This window comes from Burkholderia sp. Bp9012 (assembly GCF_003853825.1).
Classification (GTDB): domain Bacteria; phylum Pseudomonadota; class Gammaproteobacteria; order Burkholderiales; family Burkholderiaceae; genus Burkholderia; species Burkholderia diffusa.
In genome coordinates this window covers 53,709-80,325 of record NZ_QTQA01000007.1, presented here as the reverse complement: position 1 = coordinate 80,325, position 26,617 = coordinate 53,709, and the positions used below count along the sequence as shown (strand labels likewise).

24 protein-coding genes and 1 pseudogene are annotated in these 26,617 nt (G+C 67.2%); 9 read left to right on the top strand and 16 right to left on the bottom strand.

The window, feature by feature from the left end; genetic code table 11:
• Positions 1 to 9: 9 nt before the first annotated feature.
• A complete protein-coding gene (locus DIE11_RS11515) occupies positions 10 to 1,407 on the bottom strand; it encodes a sensor histidine kinase (protein ID WP_185633750.1) in 1,398 nt (465 codons plus the stop codon).
• 127 nt (positions 1,408 to 1,534) lie between these two features.
• Complete coding sequence (locus tag DIE11_RS11510; RefSeq protein WP_124623730.1) at positions 1,535 to 2,209, bottom strand: response regulator; 675 nt, start codon at positions 2,207 to 2,209, stop codon at positions 1,535 to 1,537.
• 125 nt (positions 2,210 to 2,334) lie between these two features.
• Between DIE11_RS11510 and DIE11_RS11505 the strand changes: the two genes are divergently transcribed.
• The 4 genes from DIE11_RS11505 to DIE11_RS11490 all read left to right on the top strand — a co-directional run bounded on the left by DIE11_RS11505 (position 2,335) and on the right by DIE11_RS11490 (position 7,588).
• Positions 2,335 to 3,435, top strand: coding sequence for an ABC transporter substrate-binding protein (locus DIE11_RS11505; RefSeq protein WP_059599295.1), 1,101 nt, complete (start codon positions 2,335 to 2,337; stop codon positions 3,433 to 3,435).
• 108 nt (positions 3,436 to 3,543) lie between these two features.
• On the top strand, positions 3,544 to 5,316 hold the full coding sequence (locus tag DIE11_RS11500; protein WP_059679647.1) for an iron ABC transporter permease: 1,773 nt from the start codon (positions 3,544 to 3,546) through the stop codon (positions 5,314 to 5,316).
• Complete coding sequence (locus tag DIE11_RS11495; RefSeq protein ID WP_124623729.1) at positions 5,309 to 6,376, top strand: ABC transporter ATP-binding protein; 1,068 nt, start codon at positions 5,309 to 5,311, stop codon at positions 6,374 to 6,376. The genes DIE11_RS11500 and DIE11_RS11495 overlap by 8 nt, the downstream gene beginning before the upstream one ends.
• Before the next feature lie 138 nt (positions 6,377 to 6,514).
• Entirely contained in the window at positions 6,515 to 7,588 is a 1,074-nt protein-coding gene (locus DIE11_RS11490; RefSeq protein ID WP_124623726.1) for a porin, read from the top strand.
• Positions 7,589 to 7,660: 72 nt separating this feature from the next.
• Here the strand turns inward: DIE11_RS11490 and DIE11_RS36845 are convergent.
• Positions 7,661 to 7,798, bottom strand: a pseudogene (locus DIE11_RS36845) (zinc-binding alcohol dehydrogenase family protein); the annotation flags it as partial.
• Positions 7,799 to 7,894: 96 nt separating this feature from the next.
• On the bottom strand, positions 7,895 to 8,146 hold the full coding sequence (locus tag DIE11_RS11480; RefSeq protein WP_124623724.1) for a hypothetical protein: 252 nt from the start codon (positions 8,144 to 8,146) through the stop codon (positions 7,895 to 7,897).
• A 95-nt stretch (positions 8,147 to 8,241) separates the two neighbouring features.
• On the opposite strand from DIE11_RS11480, the gene DIE11_RS11475 reads away from it, so the two are divergent.
• Positions 8,242 to 9,033, top strand: a complete 792-nt coding sequence (locus tag DIE11_RS11475; protein WP_124623721.1) for a helix-turn-helix domain-containing protein — start codon at positions 8,242 to 8,244, stop codon at positions 9,031 to 9,033.
• An 80-nt stretch (positions 9,034 to 9,113) separates the two neighbouring features.
• On the opposite strand, the gene hpaI is transcribed toward DIE11_RS11475, so the two are convergent.
• The 7 genes from hpaI to DIE11_RS11440 all read right to left on the bottom strand — a co-directional run bounded on the left by hpaI (position 9,114) and on the right by DIE11_RS11440 (position 15,030).
• Complete coding sequence (gene hpaI / locus DIE11_RS11470) at positions 9,114 to 9,920, bottom strand: 4-hydroxy-2-oxoheptanedioate aldolase (protein WP_124623718.1); 807 nt, start codon at positions 9,918 to 9,920, stop codon at positions 9,114 to 9,116.
• 10 nt (positions 9,921 to 9,930) lie between these two features.
• Positions 9,931 to 10,734 (bottom strand): 2-oxo-hept-4-ene-1,7-dioate hydratase, encoded by an 804-nt coding sequence (hpaH, locus tag DIE11_RS11465; RefSeq protein ID WP_059599288.1) that lies wholly within the window; start codon positions 10,732 to 10,734, stop codon positions 9,931 to 9,933.
• A 20-nt stretch (positions 10,735 to 10,754) separates the two neighbouring features.
• Positions 10,755 to 11,147 carry a 5-carboxymethyl-2-hydroxymuconate Delta-isomerase gene (locus DIE11_RS11460; RefSeq protein ID WP_124623715.1) on the bottom strand — a complete coding sequence of 131 codons (393 nt, stop codon included), beginning with the start codon at positions 11,145 to 11,147 and terminating at the stop codon, positions 10,755 to 10,757.
• A gap of 29 nt (positions 11,148 to 11,176) precedes the next feature.
• Positions 11,177 to 12,025, bottom strand: coding sequence for a 3,4-dihydroxyphenylacetate 2,3-dioxygenase (gene hpaD, locus DIE11_RS11455; RefSeq protein ID WP_124623712.1), 849 nt, complete (start codon positions 12,023 to 12,025; stop codon positions 11,177 to 11,179).
• Positions 12,026 to 12,089: 64 nt separating this feature from the next.
• Positions 12,090 to 13,553: a 5-carboxymethyl-2-hydroxymuconate semialdehyde dehydrogenase gene (gene hpaE, locus DIE11_RS11450; protein WP_124623709.1), complete on the bottom strand. Its 1,464-nt coding sequence runs from the start codon at positions 13,551 to 13,553 to the stop codon at positions 12,090 to 12,092.
• Between the two features lie 26 nt (positions 13,554 to 13,579).
• On the bottom strand, positions 13,580 to 14,344 hold the full coding sequence (locus DIE11_RS11445) for a fumarylacetoacetate hydrolase family protein (RefSeq protein WP_124623706.1): 765 nt from the start codon (positions 14,342 to 14,344) through the stop codon (positions 13,580 to 13,582).
• Positions 14,341 to 15,030, bottom strand: coding sequence for a fumarylacetoacetate hydrolase family protein (locus DIE11_RS11440; protein ID WP_124623703.1), 690 nt, complete (start codon positions 15,028 to 15,030; stop codon positions 14,341 to 14,343). The genes DIE11_RS11445 and DIE11_RS11440 overlap by 4 nt, the downstream gene beginning before the upstream one ends.
• Before the next feature lie 160 nt (positions 15,031 to 15,190).
• Between DIE11_RS11440 and hpaR the strand changes: the two genes are divergently transcribed.
• Positions 15,191 to 15,631, top strand: a complete 441-nt coding sequence (hpaR, locus tag DIE11_RS11435; protein WP_059599282.1) for a homoprotocatechuate degradation operon regulator HpaR — start codon at positions 15,191 to 15,193, stop codon at positions 15,629 to 15,631.
• A gap of 78 nt (positions 15,632 to 15,709) precedes the next feature.
• Here the strand turns inward: hpaR and DIE11_RS11430 are convergent, their stop codons facing one another.
• Positions 15,710 to 16,909 (bottom strand): SDR family oxidoreductase, encoded by a 1,200-nt coding sequence (locus DIE11_RS11430; protein WP_124623699.1) that lies wholly within the window; start codon positions 16,907 to 16,909, stop codon positions 15,710 to 15,712.
• 648 nt (positions 16,910 to 17,557) lie between these two features.
• Between DIE11_RS11430 and DIE11_RS11425 the strand changes: the two genes are divergently transcribed.
• Both DIE11_RS11425 and DIE11_RS11420 read left to right on the top strand, forming a co-directional pair.
• Positions 17,558 to 17,905 carry a DUF3564 family protein gene (locus DIE11_RS11425; RefSeq protein WP_059599280.1) on the top strand — a complete coding sequence of 116 codons (348 nt, stop codon included), beginning with the start codon at positions 17,558 to 17,560 and terminating at the stop codon, positions 17,903 to 17,905.
• Between the two features lie 377 nt (positions 17,906 to 18,282).
• Positions 18,283 to 20,175 (top strand): penicillin-binding protein 2, encoded by a 1,893-nt coding sequence (locus tag DIE11_RS11420; protein ID WP_124623697.1) that lies wholly within the window; start codon positions 18,283 to 18,285, stop codon positions 20,173 to 20,175.
• 130 nt (positions 20,176 to 20,305) lie between these two features.
• On the opposite strand, the gene DIE11_RS11415 is transcribed toward DIE11_RS11420, so the two are convergent.
• The 4 genes from DIE11_RS11415 to DIE11_RS11400 all read right to left on the bottom strand — a co-directional run bounded on the left by DIE11_RS11415 (position 20,306) and on the right by DIE11_RS11400 (position 26,174).
• The gene (locus DIE11_RS11415) at positions 20,306 to 22,027 is read right to left on the bottom strand and encodes a cation:proton antiporter (protein ID WP_124623694.1); all 1,722 of its coding nucleotides are present in this window, start codon (positions 22,025 to 22,027) and stop codon (positions 20,306 to 20,308) included.
• A gap of 210 nt (positions 22,028 to 22,237) precedes the next feature.
• Positions 22,238 to 23,662: a cytochrome c gene (locus tag DIE11_RS11410; RefSeq protein ID WP_124623691.1), complete on the bottom strand. Its 1,425-nt coding sequence runs from the start codon at positions 23,660 to 23,662 to the stop codon at positions 22,238 to 22,240.
• Positions 23,659 to 25,437, bottom strand: coding sequence for a GMC family oxidoreductase (locus tag DIE11_RS11405; protein WP_124623688.1), 1,779 nt, complete (start codon positions 25,435 to 25,437; stop codon positions 23,659 to 23,661). Before DIE11_RS11405 ends, DIE11_RS11410 begins: the two co-directional genes overlap by 4 nt.
• Positions 25,437 to 26,174: a gluconate 2-dehydrogenase subunit 3 family protein gene (locus DIE11_RS11400; RefSeq protein ID WP_124623685.1), complete on the bottom strand. Its 738-nt coding sequence runs from the start codon at positions 26,172 to 26,174 to the stop codon at positions 25,437 to 25,439. The genes DIE11_RS11405 and DIE11_RS11400 overlap by 1 nt, the downstream gene beginning before the upstream one ends.
• Before the next feature lie 6 nt (positions 26,175 to 26,180).
• On the opposite strand from DIE11_RS11400, the gene DIE11_RS11395 reads away from it, so the two are divergent.
• Complete coding sequence (locus DIE11_RS11395; protein ID WP_174920111.1) at positions 26,181 to 26,540, top strand: hypothetical protein; 360 nt, start codon at positions 26,181 to 26,183, stop codon at positions 26,538 to 26,540.
• The last annotated feature ends 77 nt before the right edge of the window (positions 26,541 to 26,617 follow it).

Sequence of the window (26,617 nt, the reverse complement as noted above, 5' to 3'; positions counted from 1 at the left end):
CCGCGACTGCTACTGCGCCGCCCGAACCGTCGGCAGCATCGCCGTCACGATCAGCCCGCCGCCCGCCGCATCGGAGAGCGTCACGCTGCCATGATGCACGCGCGCGATTTCCCGCACGATCGACAACCCGAGCCCGGTGCCTTCGACCGTCTGCGTCTTGCTGCCACGATGGAAGCGCTCGAACACCGCGTCGCGCTCACCCGCCGGAATGCCCGGCCCGTTGTCGATCACGTCGAGCCGCGCATGCTCGCCGTCGCGCGACACGCGCACCGTGATTACCGCGCGGTCGCCCGAATAACGGATCGCGTTGTCGATCAGGTTGCCGATCATTTCGCCGAGCAGGTCCGGTTGACCGTGCACGTCGACGTCGGCCTCGTGCTCGAAGCCGAGATCGATGTCGCGCGCCCGCGCCACCGGCGACCAGTCGAGCGTCACGTTGCGCGCCAGCCGATGCAACGCGACCGGCTGGTGCGCGACCGCCTGGCCGCTGTCCGAATCGAGCCGCGACAGCGACAGCAGCTGCTGGATGATCTTCGCGGCCTGCCGCACCGCGCCGTTCACGCGCCGCAAGTGCACGTTCACGCGCGGCTGCTCGTCCGGCCGCAATGCCAGTTCGACGCCGGCCTGCACCGCCGCGAGCGGCGTCTTCAGCTGATGGGCCGCGTCCGCGAAGAAACGCCGCCGCGCGACCTGCATCTGCTGCGTGCGGCCAATGTACTGGTTGATCGATTCCACGAGCGGCGCGAGCTCGCTCGGCATGCCGCCGGTGTCGAGCGGCGTCGGATCGCCGTCGGTACGCGCGGCGACCTTCGCGGAGAGCCGGTTCAATGGCCGCAGCCCGCGCCCGACGCCGAGCCACACGATCCCGAGCGCGAGCACGACAAGCAGTCCTTCCTGCAGCAGCGAGCCCATCAGGATTTCGCGCGCGAGCGCCTGGCGCCCCTCGATCGTTTCGCCGACCATCACCCACACGATGCGCGTCTGCGCGGTCGGCACGTCGTGCACCGGCACGCGCAACGCGGCCATGCGCAGCTGCTCGCCGCGATAGACGACGTTGTAATAGCGCGTGACGAACAGCGCGCCGTCACCCGGCGGCAGCGGCAGGTCCGGATAGCCGGTGATCGTGTGCCCGTTGTCCTCGCGGATCAGGTAGTAGATCTTGCCGCCGTCGCCCGACTCGAACATCTCGAGCGCGAGATACGGCAGGTCGACCTCGATCTCACCGTCGTTGAGCCGCACGCCTTCGCGGATCGACTTCAGCGACGACGACAGCGTGCGGTCGAACGCGACGTGCGCGGCGCTCATCGCGCGCTGGTACGTGAGCCACGAGTCGAGCGCGAGCAGCCCGAGCAGCGGCAGCAGCAGCCACAGCGCGACTTGCGTGCGCAGGTTCGGTCGGCGGATCATCATGTCTCCCGCCGGGCCGCCCCAGGCACGGCATGCGCCCCCTCGGAAGGCAGCGGACGTGTCGATCCGGCATTGCGCTTCAGCGCGCACTCCGGTCCCGTGCAAAGCCAGCGAGCGTGGGATGGGTTCATCCGGCGGCCTTCGCTTCGAGCAGATACCCGAGCCCCCGCAGCGTGACGATCGCGACGCCGGTGTTTTCCAGCTTCTTGCGCAGCCGGTACACGTAGATCTCGATCGCGTCCGCGTTGACCGACTCGTCGAGCCCGAAGATTTTCTCCGACAGCGTCTCCTTGTTGATCGCGCGACCGTTGCGCAGGATCAGCACCTCCAGCACCGAGCGCTCGCGCGGCGTGAGCGGCAGCGCTTCGCCGGCGAGATGGAAGCTGCGGTCGATACTGTCATACGAAAGCGGCCCGCATGCGACCCGCGAATGCTCGTGGCCGTGGCTGCGCCGGATCAGCGCGCGGGCACGCGCCTCCAGCTCGGTCAGTTCGAACGGCTTCGCGAGATAGTCGTCGGCCCCGAGATCGAGCCCCTTCACGCGGTCCTCGACCGAGCCGTGCGCGGTCAGGATCAGCACCGGCACGGGATTGCGGCGCGCGCGCAACCGCCGCAGCACCTCGAGCCCGTCGAGCTTCGGCAGCCCGAGATCGAGGATCACCAGCGCGTAGTCCTGCGTGCGCAGCACGTGATCCGCCGCCTCCCCGTCCGCCATGTGATCGACCGCGAAGCGCGCGGCGCTCAGCGCGTCGTTCAGCGACTGCGCCAGGTTCGGGTTGTCTTCTACGAGCAGCACACGCATGGGGACCTCGGGAAATCCATGACACAAAGGACGCTATTGTGAACCGAAATGAAAGCAGGCTGAAAGTGCCTCGCAATTAACATCCGCGTCACTCGAACAACACACACGCATCACTGGAGGAAGACATGCCGTTTGCACCGAAGCAGCTCACCGCCGCGCTGGCGATCGTCCTGGGCACCGCCGCCGGCGCCGCCGTCGCGCAGGTCCCGGCCGGGTATCCGGGTAACTACCAAGGCGTCGTCGACGCCGCGAAGAAGGAAGGCAAGCTGATCGTCTACTCGACGACTGACACGGGCCTCGTGCGCCCGCTGATCAAGGACTTCGAAAGCCTGTACGGCGTGAAGGTCGAATACAACGACATGAACAGCACCGAGCTGTACAACCGCTACATCAGCGAGAACGCGGCGAGCAGCACGAGTGCCGACGTGCTGTGGAGCTCCGCGATGGACCTGCAGGTCAAGCTCGTCAACGACGGCCTGATGGCGTCGTACGATTCGCCCGAAAGCGCGAACGTGCCGCAATGGGCGCAATACCAGAAGCAGGCGTACGGCACGACGTTCGAGCCGCTCGCGATCGTCTACAACAAGCGCCTGATCCCCGAGAACGAGGTGCCGAAGACGCGCGCCGACCTGATCAAGCTGCTCACCACGCAGGCCGACAAGTTCAAGGGCAAGGTCACGACCTACGACATCGAAAAGTCGGGTGTCGGCTTCAACTACCTGACGCAGGACGCGCACGTGAACGAGAAGGTCACGTGGGAGCTCGTGAAGGCGATCGGCGCGACCGGCCCGAAGCTGCAGTCGAGCACCGGCGCGATGATGGAGCGCATTTCATCCGGAGAGAACCTGATCGGCTACAACATCATCGGCTCGTATGCGTACGCGAAGGCGAAGAAGGACAAGTCGATCGGCTACGTGTTTCCGAAGGACTACACACAAGTCGTGAGCCGCCTGGCCACGATCTCGAAGAAGGCGAAGAACCCGAACGCCGCGAAGCTGTGGGTCGACTACCTGCTGTCGCAGCGCGGCCAGACGCTGATCGCGAATCAGGCGAACCTGTACGCGATCCGTGCGGACGTGACCGGCGAAACGTCGGCCGCGAGCCTCACGAAGGAACTCGGCGATTCGCTGAAACCGATCCAGATCGGCACCGGCCTGCTCGTCTATCTCGACCAGTCGAAGCGGCTTGCATTCCTGAAGCAATGGCAGCAGGCGATCAAGCGCTGATCGGCTGAGCAGCTGACCACGGGCCGCCCGCGGCGCATCGCGCGGGCGCCCCCTTCCCCTTACCGACTTCCTAGAGGCGGCCATCCGGATGGCCGCAGGGGCGAACTCATGCTTTCAACCAGCACACGGGCAACGGCGCCGGCCGTTCCGCCCACCACCGGCCCGGGCGGCGCGATCCCCGCGCTGCCGGCCAACAGCCTGCAGCCGCTCGCCGGCATGCTGCGCTGGATCGTCGTCGCGGTGCTCACCGTCGCGGTCGCGCTGCCGCTCGGCTTCATCCTGTTCCAGAGCCTGCTGTCCGCGCCGTTCTTCGATGCGAACAAGACGCTCGGCATCGAGGGTTTCCGCTTCATCTTCACCGACCCGGACTTCTGGTCGGCCGTAAAGAACTCGTTCATCATCGCCGGCGGGATGCTGTTCATCTCGATCCCGCTCGGCGGCATTCTCGCGTTCCTGATGGTGCGCACCGACCTGCCCGGCCGCCGCTGGCTCGAACCGCTGCTGCTCACGCCCGTGTTCGTGTCGCCGATGGTGCTCGCGTTCGGCTACGTGGTCGCCGCCGGCCCGGTCGGCTTCTACTCGGTGTGGTTCAAGGAACTGTTCGGGGTGCAGAACGTACCCTGGAACGTCTACTCGATCTTCGCGATCACGGTGATCGTCGGCCTCACGCACGTTCCGCACGTGTACCTGTACTCGTCGGCCGCGCTGCGCAACCTCGGCTCGGACGTCGAGGAAGCCGCGCGCGTGACGGGTGCCCGCCCGTTCCGCGTCGCGCTCGACGTGAGCCTGCCGATGACGATGCCCGCACTGCTGTTCGCCGGCGTGCTCGTGTTCTTCCTCGGCTTCGAGGTGTTCGGGCTGCCGCTCGTGCTCGGCGACCCAGAAGGCCACCTCGTGCTCGCGACCTACCTGTACAAGCTGACCAACAAGCTCGGCGTGCCGTCGTATCACCTGATGGCCGCGGTCGCGGTGTGCATCGTCGCGATCACGTTCCCGCTCGTGCTGCTGCAGCGCCGCCTGCTGAAGACCGCGAACCGTTTCGTCACCGTGAAGGGCAAGGCCGGCCGCGCGACGGTGCTGCCGCTCGGCGTATGGCGCTGGGTTGCGCTCGCGATCGTCGCGCTGTGGCTGATGCTGACGGTGATCGTGCCGATTTCCGGCATCGTGTTGCGCGCATTCGTGACCAACTGGGGCGAAGGCGTCGCGCTCGCCGAAGTGCTGACGCTGTCGAACTTCATCGAGCTGTTCGAGCAGGACAACCTCGTGCGCGCGATCATCAACACGCTCGGCATCGGCGTGATCGGCGGCGCGCTCGCGATCGGCTTCTACTCGCTCGTCGCGTTCGCCGGCCATCGCCGCCCCGACTGGGCGACCAAGCTGCTCGACTACCTCGTGCTGCTGCCGCGTGCGGTGCCCGGCCTGCTCGCCGGTCTCGCGTTCCTGTGGATCTTCCTGTTCGTCCCGGGCCTGCGCGAGCTGAAGAACTCGATGTGGAGCATCTGGATCGCGTACACGGTCGTGTGGCTCGCATACGGGATGCGGCTCATTCAAAGCGCGCTGCTGCAGGTCGGCCCCGAGCTCGAAGAAGCCGGCCGCAGCGTCGGCGCGACGCGCAGCCGCGTGTCGCTCGACGTGACGCTGCCGCTCGTGCGTTTCGGCCTGCTCGCCGCGTGGCTCCTGATCTTCATGATCTTCGAGCGCGAATACTCGACCGCCGTCTACCTGCTGTCGCCCGGCACCGAAGTGATCGGCGCGCTGCTCGTGTCGCTATGGGCGACCGGCGCCGTCGACCAGGTTGCCGCGCTCTCTGTCATCAACATCGCGATGGTCGGCGCCGGTCTCGGCGTGGCCCTGCGCTTCGGAGTGAAACTTCATGGATAAGCTCATCGTCGACGACCTGCATCTCAGCTACGGCGCCAACCCGATCCTCAAGGGCGTGTCGTTCGAACTGAAGGCTGGCGAAGTCGTGTGCCTGCTCGGCGCATCGGGCAGCGGCAAGACCACGCTGCTGCGCGCGGTGGCCGGCCTCGAACAGCCGTCCGACGGCCGCATCCAGCTCGACGACCGCGTGTTCTTCGACGGCGCGCAGCGCGTCGATCTGCCGGTCGAACAGCGTTCGCTCGGCCTCGTGTTCCAGTCGTACGCGCTGTGGCCGCACCGCACCGTGGCCGAGAACGTCGGCTACGGGCTCAAGCTGCGCCGCGTGGCGCCCGCCGAACAGAAGCGCCGCGTGCAGACCGCGCTCGACCAGCTCGGCCTCGGCCATCTCGCGGAACGCTTTCCGCATCAGCTGTCGGGCGGCCAGCAGCAGCGCGTCGCGATCGCACGCGCGCTCGTCTACAACCCGCCGGTGATTCTGCTCGACGAGCCGCTGTCGAACCTCGACGCGAAGCTGCGCGAGGAAGCGCGTGCATGGCTGCGCGAGCTGATCGTGTCGCTCGGGCTGTCGGCGCTTTGCGTGACCCACGACCAGACCGAAGCGATGGCGATGTCCGACCGCATCCTGCTGCTGCGCAATGGCCGCATCGAACAGGAAGGCACGCCGGCCGAGCTGTACGGCGCGCCGCGCTCGCTGTACACGGCCGAGTTCATGGGCAGCAACAACCGCATCGACGCACGCGTCGCCGCCGTCGATGGCGAACGCGTGACGCTCGCCGGCGACGGCTGGGAACTGCAGGCGCTGGCCCGCGACGCGTTCGCACCGGGCCAGGACGTGCAGGCCGTGATCCGCCTCGAACGCGTGCAGGTCGCCGACGGCCCGGGCGCGAACCGGCTGCAGGCCGATCTCGTCACGTCGATGTATCTCGGCGATCGCTGGGAATACCTGTTCCATTGCGGCGAAATGCGCCTGCGCGCGTTCGGCCACGTGCCGCGCGCGGCCGGCAAGCACTGGATCGAATTCCCGACCAACGACTGCTGGGCGTTCGCGAAAGCGGGCTGACCCGCGCGGCGGCCTGCGCGCCGTCGCGCACGTCGAGCAAGGCAATGACCGGCTGGCCCGGCGAACGCTTTCCGGCGTTGGCCGCGACCGCGTCACACCTGTTTCACCCAACCCACAATAAACCAGGAGACACCGTCAATGAAATTTCGTGCAGCACTCCTCACCAGCACGGCCGCCGCGGCCTGCATCGCCGCGCCGGCCGTGCACGCGCAATCGTCGGTCACGATGTACGGGATCATGGATGCCGGCATCGAATACACGAACCATGCGGCACCGGAAGGCGGCAGTTCCGTCAAGCTGAAGTCGGGCAACAAGAATACGTCGCGCTGGGGCCTGCGCGGCGTCGAGGATCTCGGCGGCGGGCTGAAAGCCGTGTTCCGCCTCGAAAGCGGCATCGATCTCGCGAATGGAGCGTTCGACGACGGCCCCGACTCGATCTTCGCGCGCCGCGCGACGGTCGGCCTGAAAGGCAAATGGGGCGAGCTGACGCTCGGCCGCAACTACACCGTCACCTACGACTACATGCTGCCGTTCGACCCGATGGGTTATGCGCAGAACTACTCGTGGGCGACGTCGTCGATGGCGACGGGTGGCCGCAAGGACGGCATGTTCACGCGCTCGTCGAACGCGGTGCGCTACGACGGTGAATTCAGCGGCGTGAAGTTCGGCGCGATGTACGGCTTCGGCAACGTGCCGGGCAGCGTGAAGACCAGCTCGAAATACGACTTCGCGCTCGGCTACGAGACCGGCCCGTTCGCGGCAGTGCTCACGTTCGACCGGCAGAACGGCGCGGCCGACAGCGTCACGCCGGCCGATACCGTCAACTACATCCAGGGCATCCACGCGGGCCTGAGCTACGACTTCGGCAACCTGAAAACGATGGCCGGCTATCGCAACTACAAGCGCACGTTTCGCACCACTGCGGCGAACCAGTTGAGCGACACGTACTGGGTCGGCGGGTCGTACCAGTTCACACCGACGTTCTCGCTGATCGCCGCTGTCTATCACCAGAACGTCAAGGGCGGCAGCGATGCAGATCCGACGTTGGTGTCGGTGCGCGCGAACTACGCGCTGTCGAAGCGCACGGTGCTGTACGCGGCAGGCGCGTTTGCGATCGCGAAGCATGACCAGAAGGTCGGCGTTTCGCGCGATTTCGCGGGCTACGGCACGACGCAGGTCGGCGTGACGGCGGGGATTCAGCAGCGGTTCTGAGTCTGACGGCGGGCGGCGGCGCAGACGTTGCGCGACGCGTCGCCGGGTCTCGACTGGCCGCCCCGCCCCTGGTAGTTGCACGAAACGCAGCCGGCGGTCGTCGGGCGTCGCTTTCGCCGCGGCAACCAGCAGCGCCTGCGCGCTGCACCCCCACAGACAGTCGAGCACGACATCCGCGCCTGTGCGGAAATGTGGCTCGAGCGCCCGCGCCGAGCAATGACGGGGCGCTCGCCGGCGCCCGTTACGACTGCTGCTTTCACGGTGGCCCCTTCAATCGGGGATCTCGATCGACGGTTCCGGTGCGCGTCAGCGTGCGTCCAGCCACGCGCGCAGCGCCGGATCGCGAACTTCCAGCACGTCGAACAGGCCAAGCGCGCGTAAGGCGGGCAATGCATCGATCGTGTCGACTTCCGCGCGCGTCCGGTCGGCGGGCGCGGCGTTCGGGTCGGTCAGCACCCGCGCGTTGACCAGGAACGCACCAACCGTGCCCTTGCGGATCGTCGTTCCGTCGGCCTCGATCCGGTCGGCATGGTCGGGAAGCATCTGTTCGGCTCGCATCGTGTCGTACTCCGGTTGTCATCGATGGTCGCAGTGTAGGCGTGCGAATCCGGCCGATCTCCGGTATAACGGCCATTCGATACCGATATCCGGCCATGTCCGATCCACTCCTGCCCGCCCGATTCGTCACGTCCGACGACGGCCCGTTCGTCGTCGCTGCCGTCATGTCGCAACGCGACCCGCGCGTGACGCCATCCCACTCGCATGCGCGCGGACAGCTCGTCGGCGCGCTGAGCGGGCTGCTGACGATCGGCCTCGACGATCAGGACTGGGTCGTGCCGGCGATCCATGCGATCTGGATTCCGCCGCACTGCCGGCATTCGTTGCGTTCGTTCGGGCCGATTGCCGGCTGGTCGGCGTTCGTCGCCGAAGCGCGCTGCGCGGTACTGCCGGACACCCCGCGCGCGATCCGCACGACGCCGCTGCTGCGCGAAGCCGTGCAGCGCGCGGCGAGTTGGGGGAATGCGGACCTGGATGCCGCGCAGACGCGGATCGCCGATGTGATCCTCGATGAAATCGCGTCGTCGGAGGTCGAGGCGCTGGGGCTGGTGCGGCCGCGGGATCCGCAGCTGATGAGGATCACCGATGCGCTTGCCGCGGATCTCGCGGACAACCGGCGGCTCGAGGAATGGGCCGAATGGGCCGGGATCAGCGCGCGGACGATGAGCCGTCGCTTCGTCGCGGAGACGGGGCTCACGTTCGCCCGGTGGCGTCAGCAGGCCAGGCTGCTGCGGGCGCTGGAGGGCATTGCCGACGGCGTGCCGGTGACGACGATCGCGCTCGATCTCGGGTACGACAACGTGAGCGCGTTCATCGACATGTTCAAGCGTGCGTTGGGGACGACGCCGGGGAGGTATATGGAAACAGGGCGACGCGGAGACGAATGAGCGCGGCCCTTGGCAAATGGGAAACCATGGGACGGAAGGCAAGCGTCCGGTAGACGGAAAACGCCTGCCGCCGCCATTCGTCAATACGTCCCATCCCCCTTCTTCGCCGCCTCGCCGCCGTTCCCCTTGAATCGCGCCGCCAGTCGCTCCGCACTCCGCGCCAGCAGCGTTGTATCCACGCCGACCGCAACAAACAACGCCCCAGCTTCGAGATACCGACGCGCCGCCGCCTCGTCCGCGCTGAGAATGCCCGGCGCCTTCCCTGCCGCCTTGATCGCCCGGATCGCACCGTCGATCGCAGCCTGCACATCGGGATGCCCCGGATTGCCGAGATGCCCGAGATCGGCAGCGAGGTCCGCCGGCCCGATGAACACGCCATCGACGCCGTCGACCCGCGCAATCGCGTCGATCGCATCGAGCCCGGCGCGCGTCTCGACCTGTACGAGCACGGCCATCTCGTCGTTCGCGCGATGCAGGTAGTCCCCAACGCGATTCCACCGCGACGCGCGCGCAAGCGCACTGCCGACCCCGCGAATCCCGTGCGGCGGATAACGCGTCGCGGCCACCGCCGCGCACGCTTCATCGGCACTCTGCACCATCGGCACGAGCAAGGTCTGCGCGCCGAGGTCGAGCACCTGCTTGACGATCACCGGATCGTTCCACGGCACCCGCACGACCGCATGTGACGGATACGGCGCGATCGCCTGCAACTGCGCGAGAATCGTCGGTACCGTGTTCGGCGCATGCTCGCCGTCGATCAGCAGCCAGTCGAACCCGGCGCCGGCGACGACTTCGGCGCTGTACGGATTCGCGAGCCCGAGCCACAGCCCGATCTGCGCATCGCCGCGCGCGAGCGCGCGCTTGAAGACATTCGGCGGAATCTGCATCGCGCGCCCCTCACTCGAAATGGCACTGGATCGTCCCGAGCGGACCGTAGTCGACGCTGAACGTGTCGCCCGGCCGCGCCGCGCACGGTCGCGTGAACGAGCCGCCCAGCACGATCTGCCCCGGCTCGAGCGCGACGCCGAAACGCGCCAGCCGATTGGCGAGCCACGCGACGCCATTGGCCGGATGGTTCAACACGCCGGCCGCGACCCCCGTTTCCTCGACCACGCCGTTGCGCGACATGATCGCCGCGACCCAGCGCAGGTCGACGTCCTGCGGCCGCACCGGGCGCCCGCCGATCACGACGCCCGCATTGGCCGCGTTGTCGGCGATCGTGTCGAACACCTTGCGCGGCCGCTTCGTGTCGGGGTCGATCGATTGGCTGCGTGCATCGATGATCTCGAGCGCGGGCACCACGTAGTCGACCGCGTCGTACACGTCGAAGATCGTGCAGTTCGGGCCGGCAAGCCGCTTGCCGAGCACGAATGCGAGTTCGACCTCGACGCGCGGCACGATGAAGCGCCCGGTCGGAATCGTGCCGCCGTCATCGAAGAACATGTCGTCGAGCAGCGCACCGTAATCGGGTTCGTCGATCTGCGACGTGTTCTGCATCGCCTTCGACGTAAGGCCGATCTTGTGCCCTTTCAGCGTGCGGCCTTCCGCAAGCTTGAGGTTCACCCACGCGCGCTGGATCGCATAGGCGTCGTCGATCGTGATGTCGGGATGGTCGAGCGAGATCTGGCGGATCTGCGTGCGCGCGCGCTCGGCGTCGTGCAGGCGTCGGGCGAGCTGATCGATGAGGGCAGGTTCGAGCATGGTCGGATCGGGAATGGGGTTCAGCCGGCCCGCTTGTAGCGGGCATGGATGTTGTTGTGCTTGTACGAGCCGCTTTCGCTGAACTCGGTGAGCTCCATCGACAACGCGAGGTAACGTTTCGCGTACAGTTCGGCGAAATGCGCCTTGATCGCGTCGAACAAGGTGTCGCACGCGGCCTTCTTGATTTCGTCGCTGCGACCCGAGCCGATCTTCAGCGTTACGTGGACGAACGCGTCGTCCTCGGTGCCGTCGGCGACGCAGTAGTCCTGCAGCTCGATCGCGCGCGAGCGGATGCCGCCCGTGGGGAACACGCCGCCCTGCGCGATCAGCGTCGCGTTGATCGTGCGCAGCAGCGCGGGAATGCGCGCGTCGTCGCGGATGTTCGCGGTGTACTCGACGACGATGTGTGGCATGGCAACGCTCCTGATAGGTGATGAGGCGCTCAGGCGAGCGGGAAGATCGCGTTGATCTGCCCGGTGCCGGAGCTCGCGAAATAGTCGGTGACGATCTCGACAGGCTTGTCGTAGCGATCCCAGCCGAGCAGGCCGAGCAGCATCGCCGTGTCGTGCATGCCGCCTTCGCCGTGGCAATGCGTGTTGTATTCGGGCAGCATCGCGCAGAAGGTCCTGAAATCGCCCTGCTTCCACAGCTCGACCACGCGCAGGTCGACCTGCCGGAAGAATTCGCGGCTGATCTGGTGGATCGATTCCTCGGGGCTGCCGTTGTCGTTGAAGCGGTGCGACAGCGAACCGCTCGCGAGGAATGCGACATTCGAATCGCTCTTGCCGATCGCCTCGAGCAGCGCCTCGCCGAAGCGCCGGCTTTCGTCGAGCGTGTGCCACATGCACCAGCCCGCGATCGACACGACCTTGAAGTGCTGGTCGCCGTTCATGTAGCGCATCGGCACGAGCGTGCCGTATTCGAGTTCGAGGCTGTCGATCTCGTGCGCACGCGTCGCGATGCCGCGCGCGCTGGCCGTCTCGGCGATCAGGCGGCCGAGCGCCGGGTTGCCCGGATACGCGTACTCCATGTCGCGGATGAAATGCGGCAGTTCGTTGCTGGTATACGTGCCCGCGAACCGCGCATTGCAGTTCACGTGATACCCGGCGTTGACGAGCCAGTGCACGTCCGACACGACGATCGTGTCGACGCCGAGCGCGCGGCAGCGCTCACCGATCAACTGATGGCCGCGGATCGCCGCTTCGCGGCAGCCATGATGCCTGCCGGGCAACTCCGACAGGTACATCGACGGCACGTGCGTGACCTTCGCGGCGAGGGACAGTTTGCCCATCGTTAAGTCTCCGTATCGTTCTGGCGTTCTGGCGGTATTCCTGCGGCGAAACGACCCGCGCCAGTTACACGCCCCAGCGGGGAATGTGATGCGAACCCATCGAGATGCACACGTTCTTGATCTCCGCGAACACCTCGAAGCTGTACTCGCCGCCCTCGCGGCCGGTGCCCGACTCCTTCACCCCGCCGAACGGCTGGCGCAGGTCGCGCACGTTCTGGCTGTTCACGAACACCATCCCGGCCTCGATACCGCGCGCGAGGCGATGCACCTTGCCGACGTCCTGCGTCCAGATGTACGACGCGAGCCCGTAGGACGTGTCGTTGGCGAGCCGCAGACCTTCTTCCTCGTCCTCGAACGGGATCAGGCACGCGACCGGTCCGAAGATTTCCTCTTGCGCGATGCGCATCCGGTTGTCGACGTCCGCGAACACGGTCGGGCGCACGAAGTTGCCGTTGCGCAGATGCTCGGCGAGACCGGCCGGCTTGTCCGCGCCGCCGGCCACCACGTGCGCGCCTTCCTGCTCGCCGATCCGGATATACCCGGTCACCTTCTCCCAATGCTGGCGCGTGATCATCGCGCCGAGCTGCGTCGCCGGATCGGACGGGTCGCCGACCACCAGATTGTTCGCGCGGCGCGCGAATTCCTGCACGAAGCGATCGTAGATCGTGCGCTGCACGAAGATCCGCGAGCCTGCGGTACAACGCTCGCCGTTGATCGAGAAGATCGTGAACAGCGACGCGTCGAGCGCGCGGTCGAAATCGGCATCGTCGAAAATCAGCACCGGCGACTTGCCGCCAAGCTCCATCGAATACTTCTTCAGGCCCGCGCGCTCCATGATCCGCTTGCCCGTGACCGTGCCGCCCGTGAACGACACCGCGCGCACGTCCGGATGGCGCACCAGCGCGTCGCCGGCGGTCGCGCCGTAGCCCTGCACGACGTTCAGCACACCCGGCGGAATGCCAGCCTCGAGCGCGAGCCGGCCGAGCTGGTCGGCCGTCAGCGGCGACAGCTCCGACATCTTCAGCACGGCCGTGTTGCCGAGCGCGAGACACGGCGCCGTCTTCCACGTCGCGGTCATGAACGGCACGTTCCACGGCGACACCAGCGCGCACACGCCGACCGGCTGGTACAGCGTGTAGTTCAGCATCTGGTCGTCGACCGGATACGTGCGGCCGTTCATCTGCACGCACACTTCCGCGAAGAAGTTGAAGTTCTCGGACGCGCGCGGAATCAGCTGCTTGCTCGTCTGTGCGATCGGCAGGCCCGTGTCCTGCGTCTCGAGCGCGGCGAGCATCGGCACGTTCTTCTCGATCAGCTCGCCGAGCTTGCGCATCAGCTTCGCGCGCTCCTTGGCGGGTGTGTTCGCCCATTTCGGGAACGCTTCCTTCGCCGCGCGCACGGCCGCGTCGACTTCGGCCTCGCCGGCCGATGCGACGTCGGTGATCACGTCGCCCGTCGCGGGATTCAGCGTCGTGAAGGTCTCGCGGCTCTCGACTTCGCGGCCGTCGATCCAGTGCTTGATGGTCATGTGCTCTCCTTCCTTGGGCGACGGGCTCAGCCGGCGCGATAGTAGTCTGCTTCGCCGATGATCGTGTTCACGAGCCGGCCGATCCCTTCGATTTCGGTCACCACCTCGTCGCCCGGCTTCGTGTCGGCCAAACCTTCCGGCGTGCCGGTCAGGATCAGGTCGCCCGGCGAGAGCGTCATGAAACCGCTGATGTGCTCGATCAGCGCGGGTACGTCGAAGATCATGTCGCGCGTGCTGCCGCGCTGCGTCTCCCGGCCGTTCACCGTCGTGCGCAGCGTGAGGCCGCCCGCATCGCCGATCTCGTCGCGGCTGACGAGCCAGGGCCCGAGCGGCGTGCAGGTGTCGCGGTTCTTCACGCGCAGGTTCGGGCGGTAGTAGTTTTCGAGGTAATCGCGGATCGCGTAGTCGTTCGCGACCGTGTAGCCGGCAACGTAGTCGATTGCCCGCGCCCGGCTCACGTTGCGCGCCGGGCGGTCGATCACGACGGCCAGCTCGCACTCGTAGTGCATGTGCGTCGCGTCCGCCGGGCGCATGGTGCGCGACCGATGACCGATGAAGGTGTTCGGCCCCTTCAGGAAAATCAGCGGCTCGCTCGGTGCCTTGAACGCGAGTTCCTTCGCGTGGTCCGCGTAGTTGAGGCCGAGCGCGAATGTCGTGCGCGGCGCGACGGGCGGCAGCCACGTCACCGCGTCCTCGGCGAGCACGCGCCCCGTGTCGAGGCGGATCGCGCCGTCGCTGGCCGGTTCGGCCGCATGCAGTGCGCCGTTGTAGATCACGCGCGCCGTCTTCATCGTGCTTCCTCCGCAATCAACGTATGCCGCAACGTGCCGATGCCGGCAGCGGTAATCTCCACCACGCTTCCCGCGCGGGCAAGCGGTGCGCCACCCGCGACGCCGAGCAGCAGCACGTCGCCCGCGTCGAACGACATGAACGCCGTCACGTCGGCAATCAGTTCGCGCACCGGGCGGATCAGTGTGGCGGTCGATGCGGACACCGCGGTGCTGCCGTCGATCCGTACCGTCAGGCCGATCGCGTCGATGTCGCCGAGCGCAGCAGCCGGCACGATCGCCGGGCCCAATGGGCAGAAGCCGTCGCGACATTTGAAGCGCACGGCCGGACGGTAGTAATCGCGGTGCGGAACCGACACGTCGCTCGCGAGCGTGAAGCCGTGCACGTGGTCGAGCGCCTGCGCGGCCGGCACGCGCGTCGCGCGCCGCGAGAACACGACGGCCACCGACGCGCCGATCTCCAACGCATCGATGCCCGCCGGCACCGCGACGGCCGCGCCGTCGGCTGCGTGCGTGTTGGCCGGTTTGATGTAAAGGATCGGTGCCTGCGGCGGACGGCCGTAAGGCGGCGCGTGAACGGCGTCGCCGAGCGCGTCGAGTGCGGCGCGCTCGTTGAGCAGCGCACCGTAGACGGTACCGATGGCGACCGGCAGCGGCAGTGCCGCGGCGGTCATGCAGGACAGCTCCATGCGTCATTCCCCTGCCGCGCGTCGCGGCGCATCGTCAATACTTAACATCTTAAGTAAACAATCGAACGCTCGCAACCTCGATTACCCTGACACACGAAATTCATTCCCACCGGCTGTTAAGATTGATGCGTCCCCGTCCTCTGCCCCTCTACCCACCCCGATGAACCGTACGCTCGACCATCGCAACCTGGCCATGCTGCTGCTCGAGGCCCGCGAAACCCTGATGTGCCTGTTCCGGCCCATTCTCAAGGAATTCGCGCTGACCGAACAGCAATGGCGGATCATTCGCGTGCTCGACGGCGAGCCGGCGCACGCGCTCGAAGCGGGACAGATCGCGCGCCGCTGCTGCATCCTGAGCCCAAGCCTCACGGGCGTGCTGGAACGCATGGAGCGCGACGGCCTGATTACGCGCACCCGCGCGCAGGAAGATCAGCGCCGGCTGCTGGTGAGCCTGACGCCGCAAAGCAGGAAACTGGTCACTGAAATCGGTCCGCGCATCGACGAGCAATATCGTCAGCTTGAAGCGCGTTTCGGCCAGGACGGCCTGGACGACATCTACCGGGCGCTCGACCGGCTGATCGAACTCGGCAGCGCGTCGTAGGGCCCGCCGCCGCCGGACCGCCGCGAGCGGCGACGAACCGGCCCCCGGGAATCGGCAGGCCCCGCATCGCGCGGGCCGTCAGTGCAGCGCGCCGCGCATCAGTTCTGTCACCGCGACGCCGCGCGACGTGCGCATGCATTCCTCGACGTAATCGATGAACGGCAGCGGCTCGAAATCGATTTCGTCGCGCACGCGGTGGTTGTCGAACACGCGATCGACCATCGCGAACTCCGCGCACCGCTGCAACGCGCGGCCGATCACGCGTTCGAGCGCCGGATCGGACCGCCCCAGCACATCGCGCACCACGAGCGGCAGTTCGGCCGGCGCACAGGCCGCGTAGCGCGGCGCGCCCGTCATGCCGGCCGCCTCGTCCATCGCGCGCACGATCTGCGCGACCTGCGGCGCCTCGTCGCCGGCCGACACGTGGTACACGTCGTGCATCAGCGTCGGCTTCACGGCCAGCAGCATCGTCGCGCGCGCGACATCGTCGACCGACACGATGTCGATGCGCGTCATCGGCCGCGCGGTAAAGCGCCGCGCCGCGTGCGCGACGCGGAACATCCAGAACGAATTCGGTGCGGGCCGCGTGCCGAGCACCGTATGACCGACGACGTGCGACGGACGCACGACGACGAGCGGCAGCCCGAGCGCGCGCAGGCGCTGCTCCGTTTCGGCCTTCGCTTGCAGGTAGTCCGCCGCGAGCACCGCGCCGTGCAACCCGTCGCCGCCCTGCGCCGCGTCGCCCGCCGACGCCTCGTACACGATCCCGCCGCGGCCCGCGTGCGCATAGGCGGTGCCGACGTACACGAAACGCTGCAGCTGCGGCGCGTGCGCGAACCGCTCGGCAAAGCGCAGCGAATCGGCGATGTCGGCCTGCAGGTGCGAACCGTCGGCCGGCGACGCATGGCCCGCGCAATGGATCACGTGCGTCGCGCCGGCGAGACGCGACGCGTCGGTGCCCTGCCACACGTCGCCGAGCGCACCGACGACCACGTTCGCGTCGCCGAGACGCGATGCCCAGTACGGCGCGAGCCCCGCGCGCAACGCCGCTTCGCGCAGACGCGCGACCGCGTGGGCGCGATGCTCCGCACGAACGACACACACGATGCGCTCGAGCAACCCGGCGTTGACGAGCGCCGTCAGCACGGTGCTGCCGATGAAGCCGGTGGCGCCGGTGAGCACCAGCCGTCCGACGTTGGCCGCCGCGACCGGTGCGCTGGCCGGCGACACGAGGCTCGTGCGCCAGTTGAGCGACAACGCGGTTTTCCAGATCAGCACGATAGTCTCCTTCGAAGAATCGGCCGGACGCCGCGGCCGCCCCGGATCGCGGAGCGGTGCACGGCTGTCGGCCGGGCCGGGGCCGACGCTCGCCCCGGTTATCCCGATCGGGCTGCGGCCCGCGATCGCGTCGATCGCGTCTCTGGCACGAGGCGGCGGCGGCCCGCCACGGACAGGCGTCCGCGGCGCAGGATCGGAAGATCCAAGTGTGGGGCCTGATCGCCCGCAAGTCTGTCCTGAAAGTTTCGTGAAAGTGTGCGGATTTGTATGCGAATGTCGGAGTGTGTCGTACCGGCCGGGCGGTCGAATCATCGAAACGTCCGGTCGGGCAGCATGCGAGGGCTTGCGTGGCAGGATGGCCGATGCGCGTCGGGCCCTCGCTTCGACGCGACACTTCGACGCGGCCTCTCCCGGGTCATCGCATGTCCGAGACACGCCAGGTTCCGGTCGCGGCGCGCGGATCATGCTGCGCTTGCGTTTGCGCGCTCCACCACGATCGTGGCGGATCGTCAGACGTCGTTTCATCGGGAAACGCCTATAGGTGCAATTCGGATTTATTGCGGATTATCACTTGCGTTTCACGGCAGTCTATCTAGACTGGTCAAACCAAAACGGTCGAATGTGTCATTTTTTTCAGGAGACGATCCAATGCGCCTCACTATTCGGATTAATGGCAGCGAGTCGGCAACCCGTCACTCCTTCGCGGTGCTCTGGGTCGATACCGATGAGGGGCTGTGGTCACGCGAGGCACACCAGGGGATCGATCTTCCGAGCTGGGGCAAGGTCCGGGACGTGGAAGGCGCAATGGCCCTCTGCGCGGCCGACAGCGGGAATGCCGTATGCCAGTTGAAGGGGCTGTCGTTCAGCGCGACGCAGCGCGAGCAAGGTCCGGCTGTGCTCGCCGGCGAGCACCCCGACGGCGCATGGCGTCTGCAGGCGGTCGATCGTTCCACGGCGGAGCCGGAATACCATGAATTTATTTCCGTCGCGCGATAGGTATTTTTGACGGCAATCCTCTGCGGTTTTCGGGTTTATTCCAGTTTCCGCGATATTCATTTAGATATTCACGAATAACGGCGCCTCTCTTCGAGGCGCCTTTTTATTTTCCGGTCCCTTAATTAATCGGGGCCGGGTTAATCGAACCGCGGCGGCGGTAACAACGCTCCGCCCATCCCTCCCGGCTCCGTCGGCACAAGTACGTCAGGCCGCATTGCCATTTCGCCGCGCTCCCCTTCTTCGGGCCGTGCCCGGGCGGAAACGCAAACCTTTTATGGGGCCGAAACATACTTTCCCCACATGATGTTTACTCATTTATTACAATCGCATTATTCCAACTGACTTGCCGCCGTCCGGCGGCCCGACCCGGCCCTTGCATGAGCGTGAAAAAGAAGACCCATCCCGCCGATCCATACGCCGCCGCGACCAAGCATCCGATGCTCGCGTCGCGCCTGCCGATGTGGCGCTCGAAGCTGGTCGTGATCATGGTGTCCCTCGGTTTCGCCGCACTGATCGGACGCGCCTTCTGGGTGCAGGTCGCGAACCAGGATTTCTACGTCGGGCAAGGCCAGAAGCGCTACCAGCGCACGATCGAGCTCGACGCGATGCGCGGGCGCATCGTCGACCGCAACGGCGCGATGCTCGCGGTCAGCCTGTCGACGTATGAAATCTGGGCGAATCCGAAACAAGTCGCCGAAATCGACTATCCGCAGATCGCGAAGCTGCTCGACATGCCGCTCGCGGAAGTGAAGCGCCGCCTGCGCAACGACCGCACGTTCGTGCTGCTCAAGCGGCAGATCGACGCCGACACCGCGAGCCGGCTCGACAAGCTCGAGATCGACGGCATCACGCAGATCGCCGACTCGAAGCGCTTCTATCCGGAGGGCGAATCGGCCGCGCACGTAGTCGGCTTCACCAACGTCGAGGACAAGGGCCAGGAAGGCGTCGAGCTCGCGGCGAACGGGCGGCTGTCGGGTACCTCCGGGCAGCGCGAGGTGATCCGCGACCGGCTCGGCCGCATCGTGTCCGACACGCGTCCGCTCGTGCCCGCGCAGCACGGCGCGACGATCGAACTGACGATCGACCGGCGGATCCAGCAGCTCGCGTTCAGCCAGCTCAAGGCCGCAGTGCTCGAGAACAACGCGATAGCCGGCAGCGTGGTCGTGCTCGACGCGCAAAACGGCGAAATCCTCGCGCTCGCGAACTACCCGACCTTCGACCCGAACGACCGCGCCCGGCTGACGGGCCAGCAGCTGCGCAACCGCGCGGTGATCGACACGTTCGAGCCGGGTTCGACGATCAAGCCGCTCGTCGTCGCGCTGTCGATCGACGAGCGCAAGGTCACGCCGAACACGATCATCAACACATCGCCCGGCACCTACAAGATCGGCCCGGCCGTGATCCACGACACGTCGAACCACGGCTCGCTGACCGTCTCGCAGGCGCTGCAGAAGTCGAGCAACGTCGCGCTCGCGAAGCTGGCGCTGAACCTGCCCGCCGAAACGATCTGGAACAAGTACCAGGAATACGGGATCGGCCGCGCGCCGGAGCTGACATTCCCGGGCGTCGCGTCGGGCCGCCTGCGCGGCTACAAGCGCTGGCGGCCGATCGAGCAGGCGACGATGGCGTACGGCTACGGGCTGTCGATGTCGCTGCTGCAGATCGCGCAGACCTACACCGCCTACGCGGGCGACGGCACGCTGCACCCGGTGTCGCTGCTGAAGAACGGCTCCGACCCGCAGACGATCAATGCCCATCGCGGCCACCGCGTGACGTCGCCGCAAACCGCGGCGGCGATCCGCGCGATGCTCGAGTCGGCCGTCGGCGAAGGCGGCACGGGGCGCCGCGCGCGCGTCGACGGCTACCGGATCGGCGGCAAGACGGGCACGGCGCGCAAGCAGGTCGGCGCGACCTATGCGAAGGGCAAGTACCGCGCATTGTTCGCGGGGATGGCGCCGATGAGCAACCCGCGCCTGATCGTCGCGGTGATGATCGACGAGCCACGCGGCAAGGGCTATTACGGCGGCACGGTGGCCGGCCCGGTGTTCTCGTCGGTCACGAGCGGCTCGCTGCAGTTGCTCGGCGTGCCGCCCGACGCACCGGTCGAGCCGACGCCGAATGCGCCGGTCAAGGCCGCACCGCAGAAGACCGTCGCGGCGCCGAAGGCCACGGCGCAACCGAAGACGGCGGGCGAGCAGAAGGCATCGGCCCCCGTGAAAACGGCCGCGCAATCCGGCGCGGCCGTACCGGCGAAGGCGGCGGCAGGCTGAAGCCGCCAGGACGCACTCGGCGCCGCGCGAGGCGAACAGGTTGACTGTTCGCCGTGCCGAATTCCCGGCACGCCCCCTTTCCGCTGGCCGACACTATCCCGCCACCCGCGCGACCCCGGCCGCGCGACCGTCAGTGCGCGTGCGCAGCCGCCGCCGGCTTCACCATCCTGCCGAGCACGTGCTCGGTCATTCCGCGCGCGAGTTCGCTCTCGCCCATGAACACGGTGCCGACACCCTCGCTCGACAGCAACGCGGCCTCGTCGCTGCTGTTCGTGCACAGCACGACCTCCAGCATCGGGTTCAGTGTGCGCGAGATCTCGACGATCTGCCGCACGTCGAATACGTCCGGCAGCGTGACGACCAGCATCCCGGCGCGCGCGATATGCGCCTGCACGAGCACGACCGGCTCGATCGCGTCGCCCGACACGGCGGCGACGCCGTCCGCGCGCAGCTTTTCGACGAGCTCGCGATTCTGCTCGACGACGACATACGCGATGCCGCGCTCGTCCAGCGCATGCGCGATCCGCGTGCCGACCTTGCCGTAGCCGACGATCACGACCTGCCCGGTCAGGTGCGTCTGCGGCGTCGACATCGGCAGCGCGGCGAGCGGATCGTCGCGTGCCTCGAGCTTGCGCGCGAATGCCGAATGCTTGCGGATCCACGCGAGCGCCGGATCGATCATCGCGAACAGCAGCGTGTTCATCGCGATCGAGATCAGCGCGACCGCGAGGATCAGGCTCTGCCCTTCGGCCGACAGCAGCCCGAGCGCACGACCGAGCCCCGCGAGAATGAACGAGAATTCGCCGATCTGCGCGAGGCCCGCGCCGACCGTCAGCGCGGTGTTCAGCGGATAGCGGAACGCGATCACGAGCGCGACTGCCGCGAGCGTCTTGCCGATCAGGACGATCGCCGCGACTTCGATCACGTGCAGCGGCTCGGTGAGCAGCACCGTCGGATCGAACAGCATCCCGACCGAAATGAAGAACAGCACCGAGAACGCGTCGCGCAGCGGCAGCGTCTCGTCGGCCGCGCGCCGGCTGAACTCCGACTCGCGCATCATCATCCCGGCGAAGAACGCGCCGAGCGCGAACGACACGTCGAACAGCTTCGCCGCGCCGTACGCGATGCCGACCGCCGCGGCGATCATGCACAGCGTGAACAGCTCGCGCGAACCGGTGCGCGCGACGAGCCACAGGATGCGCGGGAACACGCGCTTGCCGACCACGAGCATCAGTGCGATGAACGCGGCGACCTTCAGCATCGTGACGCCGAGCGTGCCCCACACGCTACCGCCGGCCGCGTGCGCATCGCCGGGCGGCGTACCGCCGAGCAGCCCCGCGACGGGCGGCAGCAGCACGAGCACCAGCACCATCACGAGATCCTCGACGACGAGCCAGCCGACCGCGATGCGCCCATTCACCGTCTCGACGAGCCCGCGCCCCTCGAGCGCCCGCAGCAGCACGACCGTGCTAGCGACCGACAGCGCGAGCCCGAACACGAGCGCCGCACCGAGGCTCCAGCCCCACGTGAGCGCGAGCCCGCCGCCGAGCAACGTTGCGACGGTAATCTGGACGACGGCCCCCGGCAGTGCGATCTTGCGCACCGCGAGCAGATCGCCGAGCGAGAAATGCAGGCCGACACCGAACATCAGCAGCATCACGCCGACTTCCGCGAGCTGCTGCGCGAGCGACAGGTCGCCGACGAAACCGGGCGTGCCGGGGCCGATCACGATCCCGGCGAGCAGATAGCCGACGAGCGGCGGCATTTTCAGCAGTGACGCGAGGTAACCGAAGATCATCGCGAGACCGAAACCGGCCGCGAGCAACGCAATCAGGCTGACGTCATGAGGCATCCCCCCTCCCGAGTTCTTGTAACTATTTAGTAAGGTTCAAGAATGGAAGGATAAGGGATGAGATGGAAAAATGGCGGGCCACCGCGAAAAATTCACGCGGTGGCCCGCCATTGCGGGGGTACTACCCCGGGCAGTCGGAACGCGCCCCACGCGCCGGCCGGCGGCGCGCGGCGGATCGATCGGGCGGCGACCGGCGTCCCGCCGCGTGCGTCAGCGCGACGCCTGCGGGAACCGCGCGCCCGGCGGCGGCTCCGGCCGCGTCGACGGCGTGCTCTTGCGCACCTTCGCGACCTGCGCGGCCGTGATCGCCGTGCCCGTATTGCCCCAGCTCGTGCGCACGAAGTTCGACACGTCCGCGACTTCCTGGTCCGACAGGCGCCAGCCGAACGGGGGCATCGTGAAGGTCGACGGCGCGGTGTGCGTCCCCTGCAGCGCGCTGCCTTCCAGCACGACGTGGATCAGCGACGTCGGATCCTCGCCCTGCACGACCGGATTGCCGGCGAGCGCCGGGAACACGCGCGTGTAGCCGTGGCCGTCGCTGCGGTGGCACGCCATGCAGTTGTCACGATAGACGGCGGCGCCCGGCTTGCTCGCGTCGCCGGTCTGCAGCGCCTTCGCCGCGGCCGCGTCGTACATGTGCGGCTGCTCGCCCTGCACGCGCGGCGGCAGCGTCTTCAGGTAGCGCGCGATCGCGGTCAGGTCGTCGTCGCTCAAGTGCTGCATGCTGTGGCCGACCACGTCCATCATCCCGCCGAACGCGGCCGTGCGCAGCGTGCGGCCGGTCTTCAGGAACTGCACGATCTCGGTTTCGCTCCACGTGCCGAGCCCGGTGCGCGACTCGCCGCGCAGGCTCGTCGGCACCCAGCCGTCGATCGCCGCGCCGCCGGCCAGGAAGTCGAGGCCGCCCGCATCGGTCAGCGCGCGCTCCTGCATCGTCGCCGCACGCGGCGTGTGGCACGCGCCGCAATGACCGAGACCCTGCACGAGATACGCGCCGCGCGCGACCACCGGATCGGTGTACGACGCCGCATCGAACGGCTTCGGCGCCGGCGCGAACATCTTGCGCCAGAACATCAGCGGCCAGCGCATCGACAGGGGCCACACGATGTCGACCGCGCGGTTCTCGCGTTCGACCGGCGTGACGCCGTGCATGAAGTACGCATACAGCGCCTTCACGTCGTCGTCGCTCAGGCGCGCGTAGGACGGGTACGGCATCGCCGGGTACATCGTGTCGCCGTTCTTGCGGACGCCCTCGCGCACCGCGCGAGTGAAGTCGTCGAGCGTCCAGCCGCCGAGGCCCGTCTTCGGGTCCGGCGTGATGTTGGTCGAATAGATCGCGCCGATCGGCGTGTCGAACTTCAGCCCGCCCGCGAACGGCTTGCCGCCGCTCGCAGTGTGGCACGCGATGCAGTCGCCCGCGCGGGCAAGATATTCGCCGCGCTTGACGAGGTTCGCGTCGGCCGATTGTGCCGCCGGTGCCACCGTCGGGCCCGAAGCCGCAGCCGGCCCCGCCGGTTGCGCGAAGGCCGCCCCGCCCGCGAGACCGAACGCCGCCCATGCCGTGCCGATCGCCAGTGCGCGCCGCAGCGGGGAAATTCGGCGCGCGGCGTTGTGGTGGTTCACTGTCCTCTTCATGCGGTCACCAGCGGAGCGGGATTTTTCAGGTATTGCTCGCGGATCGCGCGTGCCGACCAGTAGGCCAGCGCCGCGACGATACCGGTCGGGTTGTAGCCGATGCCTTGCGGCAGCGCCGACGCGCCCATCACGAACACGTTGTGCACGTCCCAGCATTGCAGGTAGCGGTTCAGCACGCTCGTCTTCGGATCGGTGCCCATGATCGCGCCGCCGACCAGGTGCGTCGTCTGGTATGCGCGCGAATCGAAGTGCTTGCCGAACTCGCGCGTCGATACGCCGATCGCCTTCGGCCCCATCGCCTCCGCGATCTTCTTCATCTGCCCGGTCACGTACTGCGCCATCTTGATGTCGTTGTCCTTCCAGTCGAATGTCATCCGCAAGAGCGGCTGGCCGTACGAATCGCGATAGGTCGGATCGAGGTCGAGGTAGACATCGCGGTACGACATGTTCGTGCCGTGCGCGTCCATCGAGATCGTGTGCGCATAGTTGTCCTTCACGGCCTTCTTCCACGCGGCGCCCCATTGCGGCGTGCCCGGCGGCGTCGCAATGCCGCTGATCGGCTTCACGCCGGCCTGGTTCACCCACAGCGGCGAACCGCCGACGAAGCCGAGCGGGCCATGGTCGAAGTTGTCCGCGTTGAAGTCGTCCACCGCGACGCCGTTGCCGCCCGCGCCGATGAACGGGTTCGTGAAGGTGTCCTTGTCGAAGAACGCCTTGATCGTCGACAGGTTCTGGTACGCGAAATTGCGGCCCACCACGCCTTCGCCCGAGATCGGGTCGTACGGCTTGCCGATACCCGACAGCAGCAGCAGGTGCACGTTGTGATACTGGAACGCCGCGACGATCACGAGATCGGCCGGTTGATGGACTTCACGGCCGGCCGGGTCGACGTAGGTGACACCCGTCGCACGCTTCTTCGTGTCGTCGAGGTCCACGCGCAACACGTGGCACTTCGAGCGCAGCTCGAAGTTCGGCGCCTGCTTCAGCGCCGGCAGGATGTTCAGGTTCGGCGACGCCTTCGAGTACATGTAGCACGCGTAGCCGCTGCAGTAGCCGCAGAAGTTGCACGGGCCCATCTGCACGCCGTACGGGTTGGTGTATGGGCCCGACGTATTCGCCGACGGCAGCCGGTACGGATGCAGGCCGAGCGACCTGGCCGCGTCGAAGAAGCGCTGCGCCGAATAGGTGTTGAGCTGCGCGGGCAGCGGGAAGTTGTCGCTGCGGTTCGCTTCGAACACGTTGCCGTCGCCGACCACCTTGCCGCCGACCTTGTACGCCTGCCCCGACGTGCCGAACACCTTCTCGGCGAAATCGAAATGCGGCTCGAGCTCGTCGTAGGTCACGCCCGTGTCCTGGATCGTCATCCCTTCCGGGATGAACTTCTTGCCGTAGCGCTCTTCGTAGTGGCTGCGCAGGCGCAGCTCCTCCGGCGTGATCCGGAAATGCACGCCCGACCAGTGCAGCCCCGCGCCGCCGACGCCCTCGCCCGGCAGGAACGCGGCGAGCTGCCGGTACGGCAGCGCGGTGTCCTGCACGCCGTGGCGGATCGACACGGTCGTCTTCGACAGGTCGAGGAACAGCTTCTTGCGGACGTTGTAGGTCAGCTCGTCGATCGTGTTCGGATACGCGCCGTCCGGGTAGGTGTCGCGATACTCGCCGCGCTCGAGCGCGACGACGTTCAGGCCCGCTTCGGTCAGTTCCTTCGCGAGAATCGCGCCGGTCCAGCCGAAGCCGACGATCACCGCATCGACATGCGGCTTTTTCTCTGCGGCCATCAGCTGCGCTCCCCGTTGATCGAGACGGGGCCGTACGGGTACGGCTTGCCGTTCTGGTTGACGAAATCCATGAAGTCGGCGCGCGCGCCCGGAAAACCGATCATTTTCCACGCGGCCATGTCGTGATTGCCGCCGTGCACCGGATCGCAGAAGTAGCCTTCGCGCGTGTTCTGCAGCAACTGGCCGAAGAACACGGCGGACGGCACGTCGTCGATCTGCGCGCCGCCTTTTTCGAGTGCGCCGAGCACGGTGTCGCGAGTCGGCGCGTCGAGATCGGCGAACACCTTGCCATGGGCCTTTTCGCAATAGCGGTTGACCGCCGCGATGCCGAGCCGGTAGATGTCGCGTGGCACGAGCTTGAGCTGGTAGCCGAGCTCGGGCACGCCCTGCTGGAACGGCCCCTGCATGTACCACGTCGCGCCGTGTGCGTACGGGGTTTCCATCTGGCGGTCGATGAATTCGGGCACGCCGGATTCGAGCGCGCCGGGGCCTTCGGCGTCGGCCGGGATCAACCGGTCGACGGCGGCCTGGACGAACGCCCACTCCTTCGCATCGAAGAAGGTCGGCTTGTACGGCGCGCGTTCGCCGCCGGCCGGCGCGGTGGAGGCATTGCCGGCCGTGGTCGAGGACGACGACGAGCGCAGGTCGCAACCGGCGACCGACGCGATCGGCACGAGCGCGACCGACGTGCGCAGGAAGCGGCGACGCGAATTGGGTTTGTCGGGTGGCGTGGACATGGTCGGATGGTGATCGTTGTGGAACGTGGTTCGGGGCCCGCATTCCGCATGCGGCATGCCCGGCACGGCAGCCTTGCCGCGCGCGGCCGGCCGTCCTGTTCTTGCGGCGTTGCGAACAACCTCGATGCGGGCGCACGCCACGCGCTGCGCGGTGGCGCCGTCATGCAGCCGCGCAGCGCGCCGGTTCCGGCGCGCTGCGGGTTCGACCTCTTCGCGGGTCTGATCATCGGGCAGATACCGGCTTACCGCCCGCATCCGCCCTTCATCGCCATGGCCCTGTTCAACTTAGACGCCGCGCTGGCCGACGGCAAGCGCATCGTGCACGACCCTCATTCCGGGCCCGACGACAAACGCCGCGAATTATAAATGGAACCGGTTCCATTTCCAAAGGGTTCAATGCAATTCATTACATCGAAAACCGCAATAATGAGGAAATCGTTTTC

What these genes read in the sequence shown, in the direction of transcription:
- DIE11_RS11420 (WP_124623697.1), top strand. Translation starts at nt 18,283, where the DNA reads ATGAGCGTGAAAAAGAAGACCCATCCCGCCGATCCATACGCCGCCGCG.
- DIE11_RS11440 (WP_124623703.1), bottom strand. Translation starts at nt 15,030, where the DNA reads ATGGAGCTGTCCTGCATGACCGCCGCGGCACTGCCGCTGCCGGTCGCC.
- DIE11_RS11395 (WP_174920111.1), top strand. Translation starts at nt 26,181, where the DNA reads ATGGTGATCGTTGTGGAACGTGGTTCGGGGCCCGCATTCCGCATGCGG.
- hpaH (WP_059599288.1), bottom strand. Translation starts at nt 10,734, where the DNA reads ATGCTCGAACCTGCCCTCATCGATCAGCTCGCCCGACGCCTGCACGAC.
- DIE11_RS11475 (WP_124623721.1), top strand. Translation starts at nt 8,242, where the DNA reads ATGTCCGATCCACTCCTGCCCGCCCGATTCGTCACGTCCGACGACGGC.
- DIE11_RS11425 (WP_059599280.1), top strand. Translation starts at nt 17,558, where the DNA reads ATGCGCCTCACTATTCGGATTAATGGCAGCGAGTCGGCAACCCGTCAC.
- DIE11_RS11505 (WP_059599295.1), top strand. Translation starts at nt 2,335, where the DNA reads ATGCCGTTTGCACCGAAGCAGCTCACCGCCGCGCTGGCGATCGTCCTG.
- DIE11_RS11480 (WP_124623724.1), bottom strand. Translation starts at nt 8,146, where the DNA reads ATGCGAGCCGAACAGATGCTTCCCGACCATGCCGACCGGATCGAGGCC.
- DIE11_RS11500 (WP_059679647.1), top strand. Translation starts at nt 3,544, where the DNA reads ATGCTTTCAACCAGCACACGGGCAACGGCGCCGGCCGTTCCGCCCACC.
- DIE11_RS11410 (WP_124623691.1), bottom strand. Translation starts at nt 23,662, where the DNA reads ATGAAGAGGACAGTGAACCACCACAACGCCGCGCGCCGAATTTCCCCG.
- DIE11_RS11510 (WP_124623730.1), bottom strand. Translation starts at nt 2,209, where the DNA reads ATGCGTGTGCTGCTCGTAGAAGACAACCCGAACCTGGCGCAGTCGCTG.
- hpaI (WP_124623718.1), bottom strand. Translation starts at nt 9,920, where the DNA reads ATGCAGATTCCGCCGAATGTCTTCAAGCGCGCGCTCGCGCGCGGCGAT.
- hpaR (WP_059599282.1), top strand. Translation starts at nt 15,191, where the DNA reads ATGAACCGTACGCTCGACCATCGCAACCTGGCCATGCTGCTGCTCGAG.
- DIE11_RS11490 (WP_124623726.1), top strand. Translation starts at nt 6,515, where the DNA reads ATGAAATTTCGTGCAGCACTCCTCACCAGCACGGCCGCCGCGGCCTGC.
- DIE11_RS11515 (WP_185633750.1), bottom strand. Translation starts at nt 1,407, where the DNA reads ATGATCCGCCGACCGAACCTGCGCACGCAAGTCGCGCTGTGGCTGCTG.
- DIE11_RS11405 (WP_124623688.1), bottom strand. Translation starts at nt 25,437, where the DNA reads ATGGCCGCAGAGAAAAAGCCGCATGTCGATGCGGTGATCGTCGGCTTC.
- DIE11_RS11445 (WP_124623706.1), bottom strand. Translation starts at nt 14,344, where the DNA reads ATGAAGACGGCGCGCGTGATCTACAACGGCGCACTGCATGCGGCCGAA.
- DIE11_RS11495 (WP_124623729.1), top strand. Translation starts at nt 5,309, where the DNA reads ATGGATAAGCTCATCGTCGACGACCTGCATCTCAGCTACGGCGCCAAC.
- hpaE (WP_124623709.1), bottom strand. Translation starts at nt 13,553, where the DNA reads ATGACCATCAAGCACTGGATCGACGGCCGCGAAGTCGAGAGCCGCGAG.
- DIE11_RS11460 (WP_124623715.1), bottom strand. Translation starts at nt 11,147, where the DNA reads ATGCCACACATCGTCGTCGAGTACACCGCGAACATCCGCGACGACGCG.
- DIE11_RS11400 (WP_124623685.1), bottom strand. Translation starts at nt 26,174, where the DNA reads ATGTCCACGCCACCCGACAAACCCAATTCGCGTCGCCGCTTCCTGCGC.
- hpaD (WP_124623712.1), bottom strand. Translation starts at nt 12,025, where the DNA reads ATGGGCAAACTGTCCCTCGCCGCGAAGGTCACGCACGTGCCGTCGATG.
- DIE11_RS11415 (WP_124623694.1), bottom strand. Translation starts at nt 22,027, where the DNA reads ATGCCTCATGACGTCAGCCTGATTGCGTTGCTCGCGGCCGGTTTCGGT.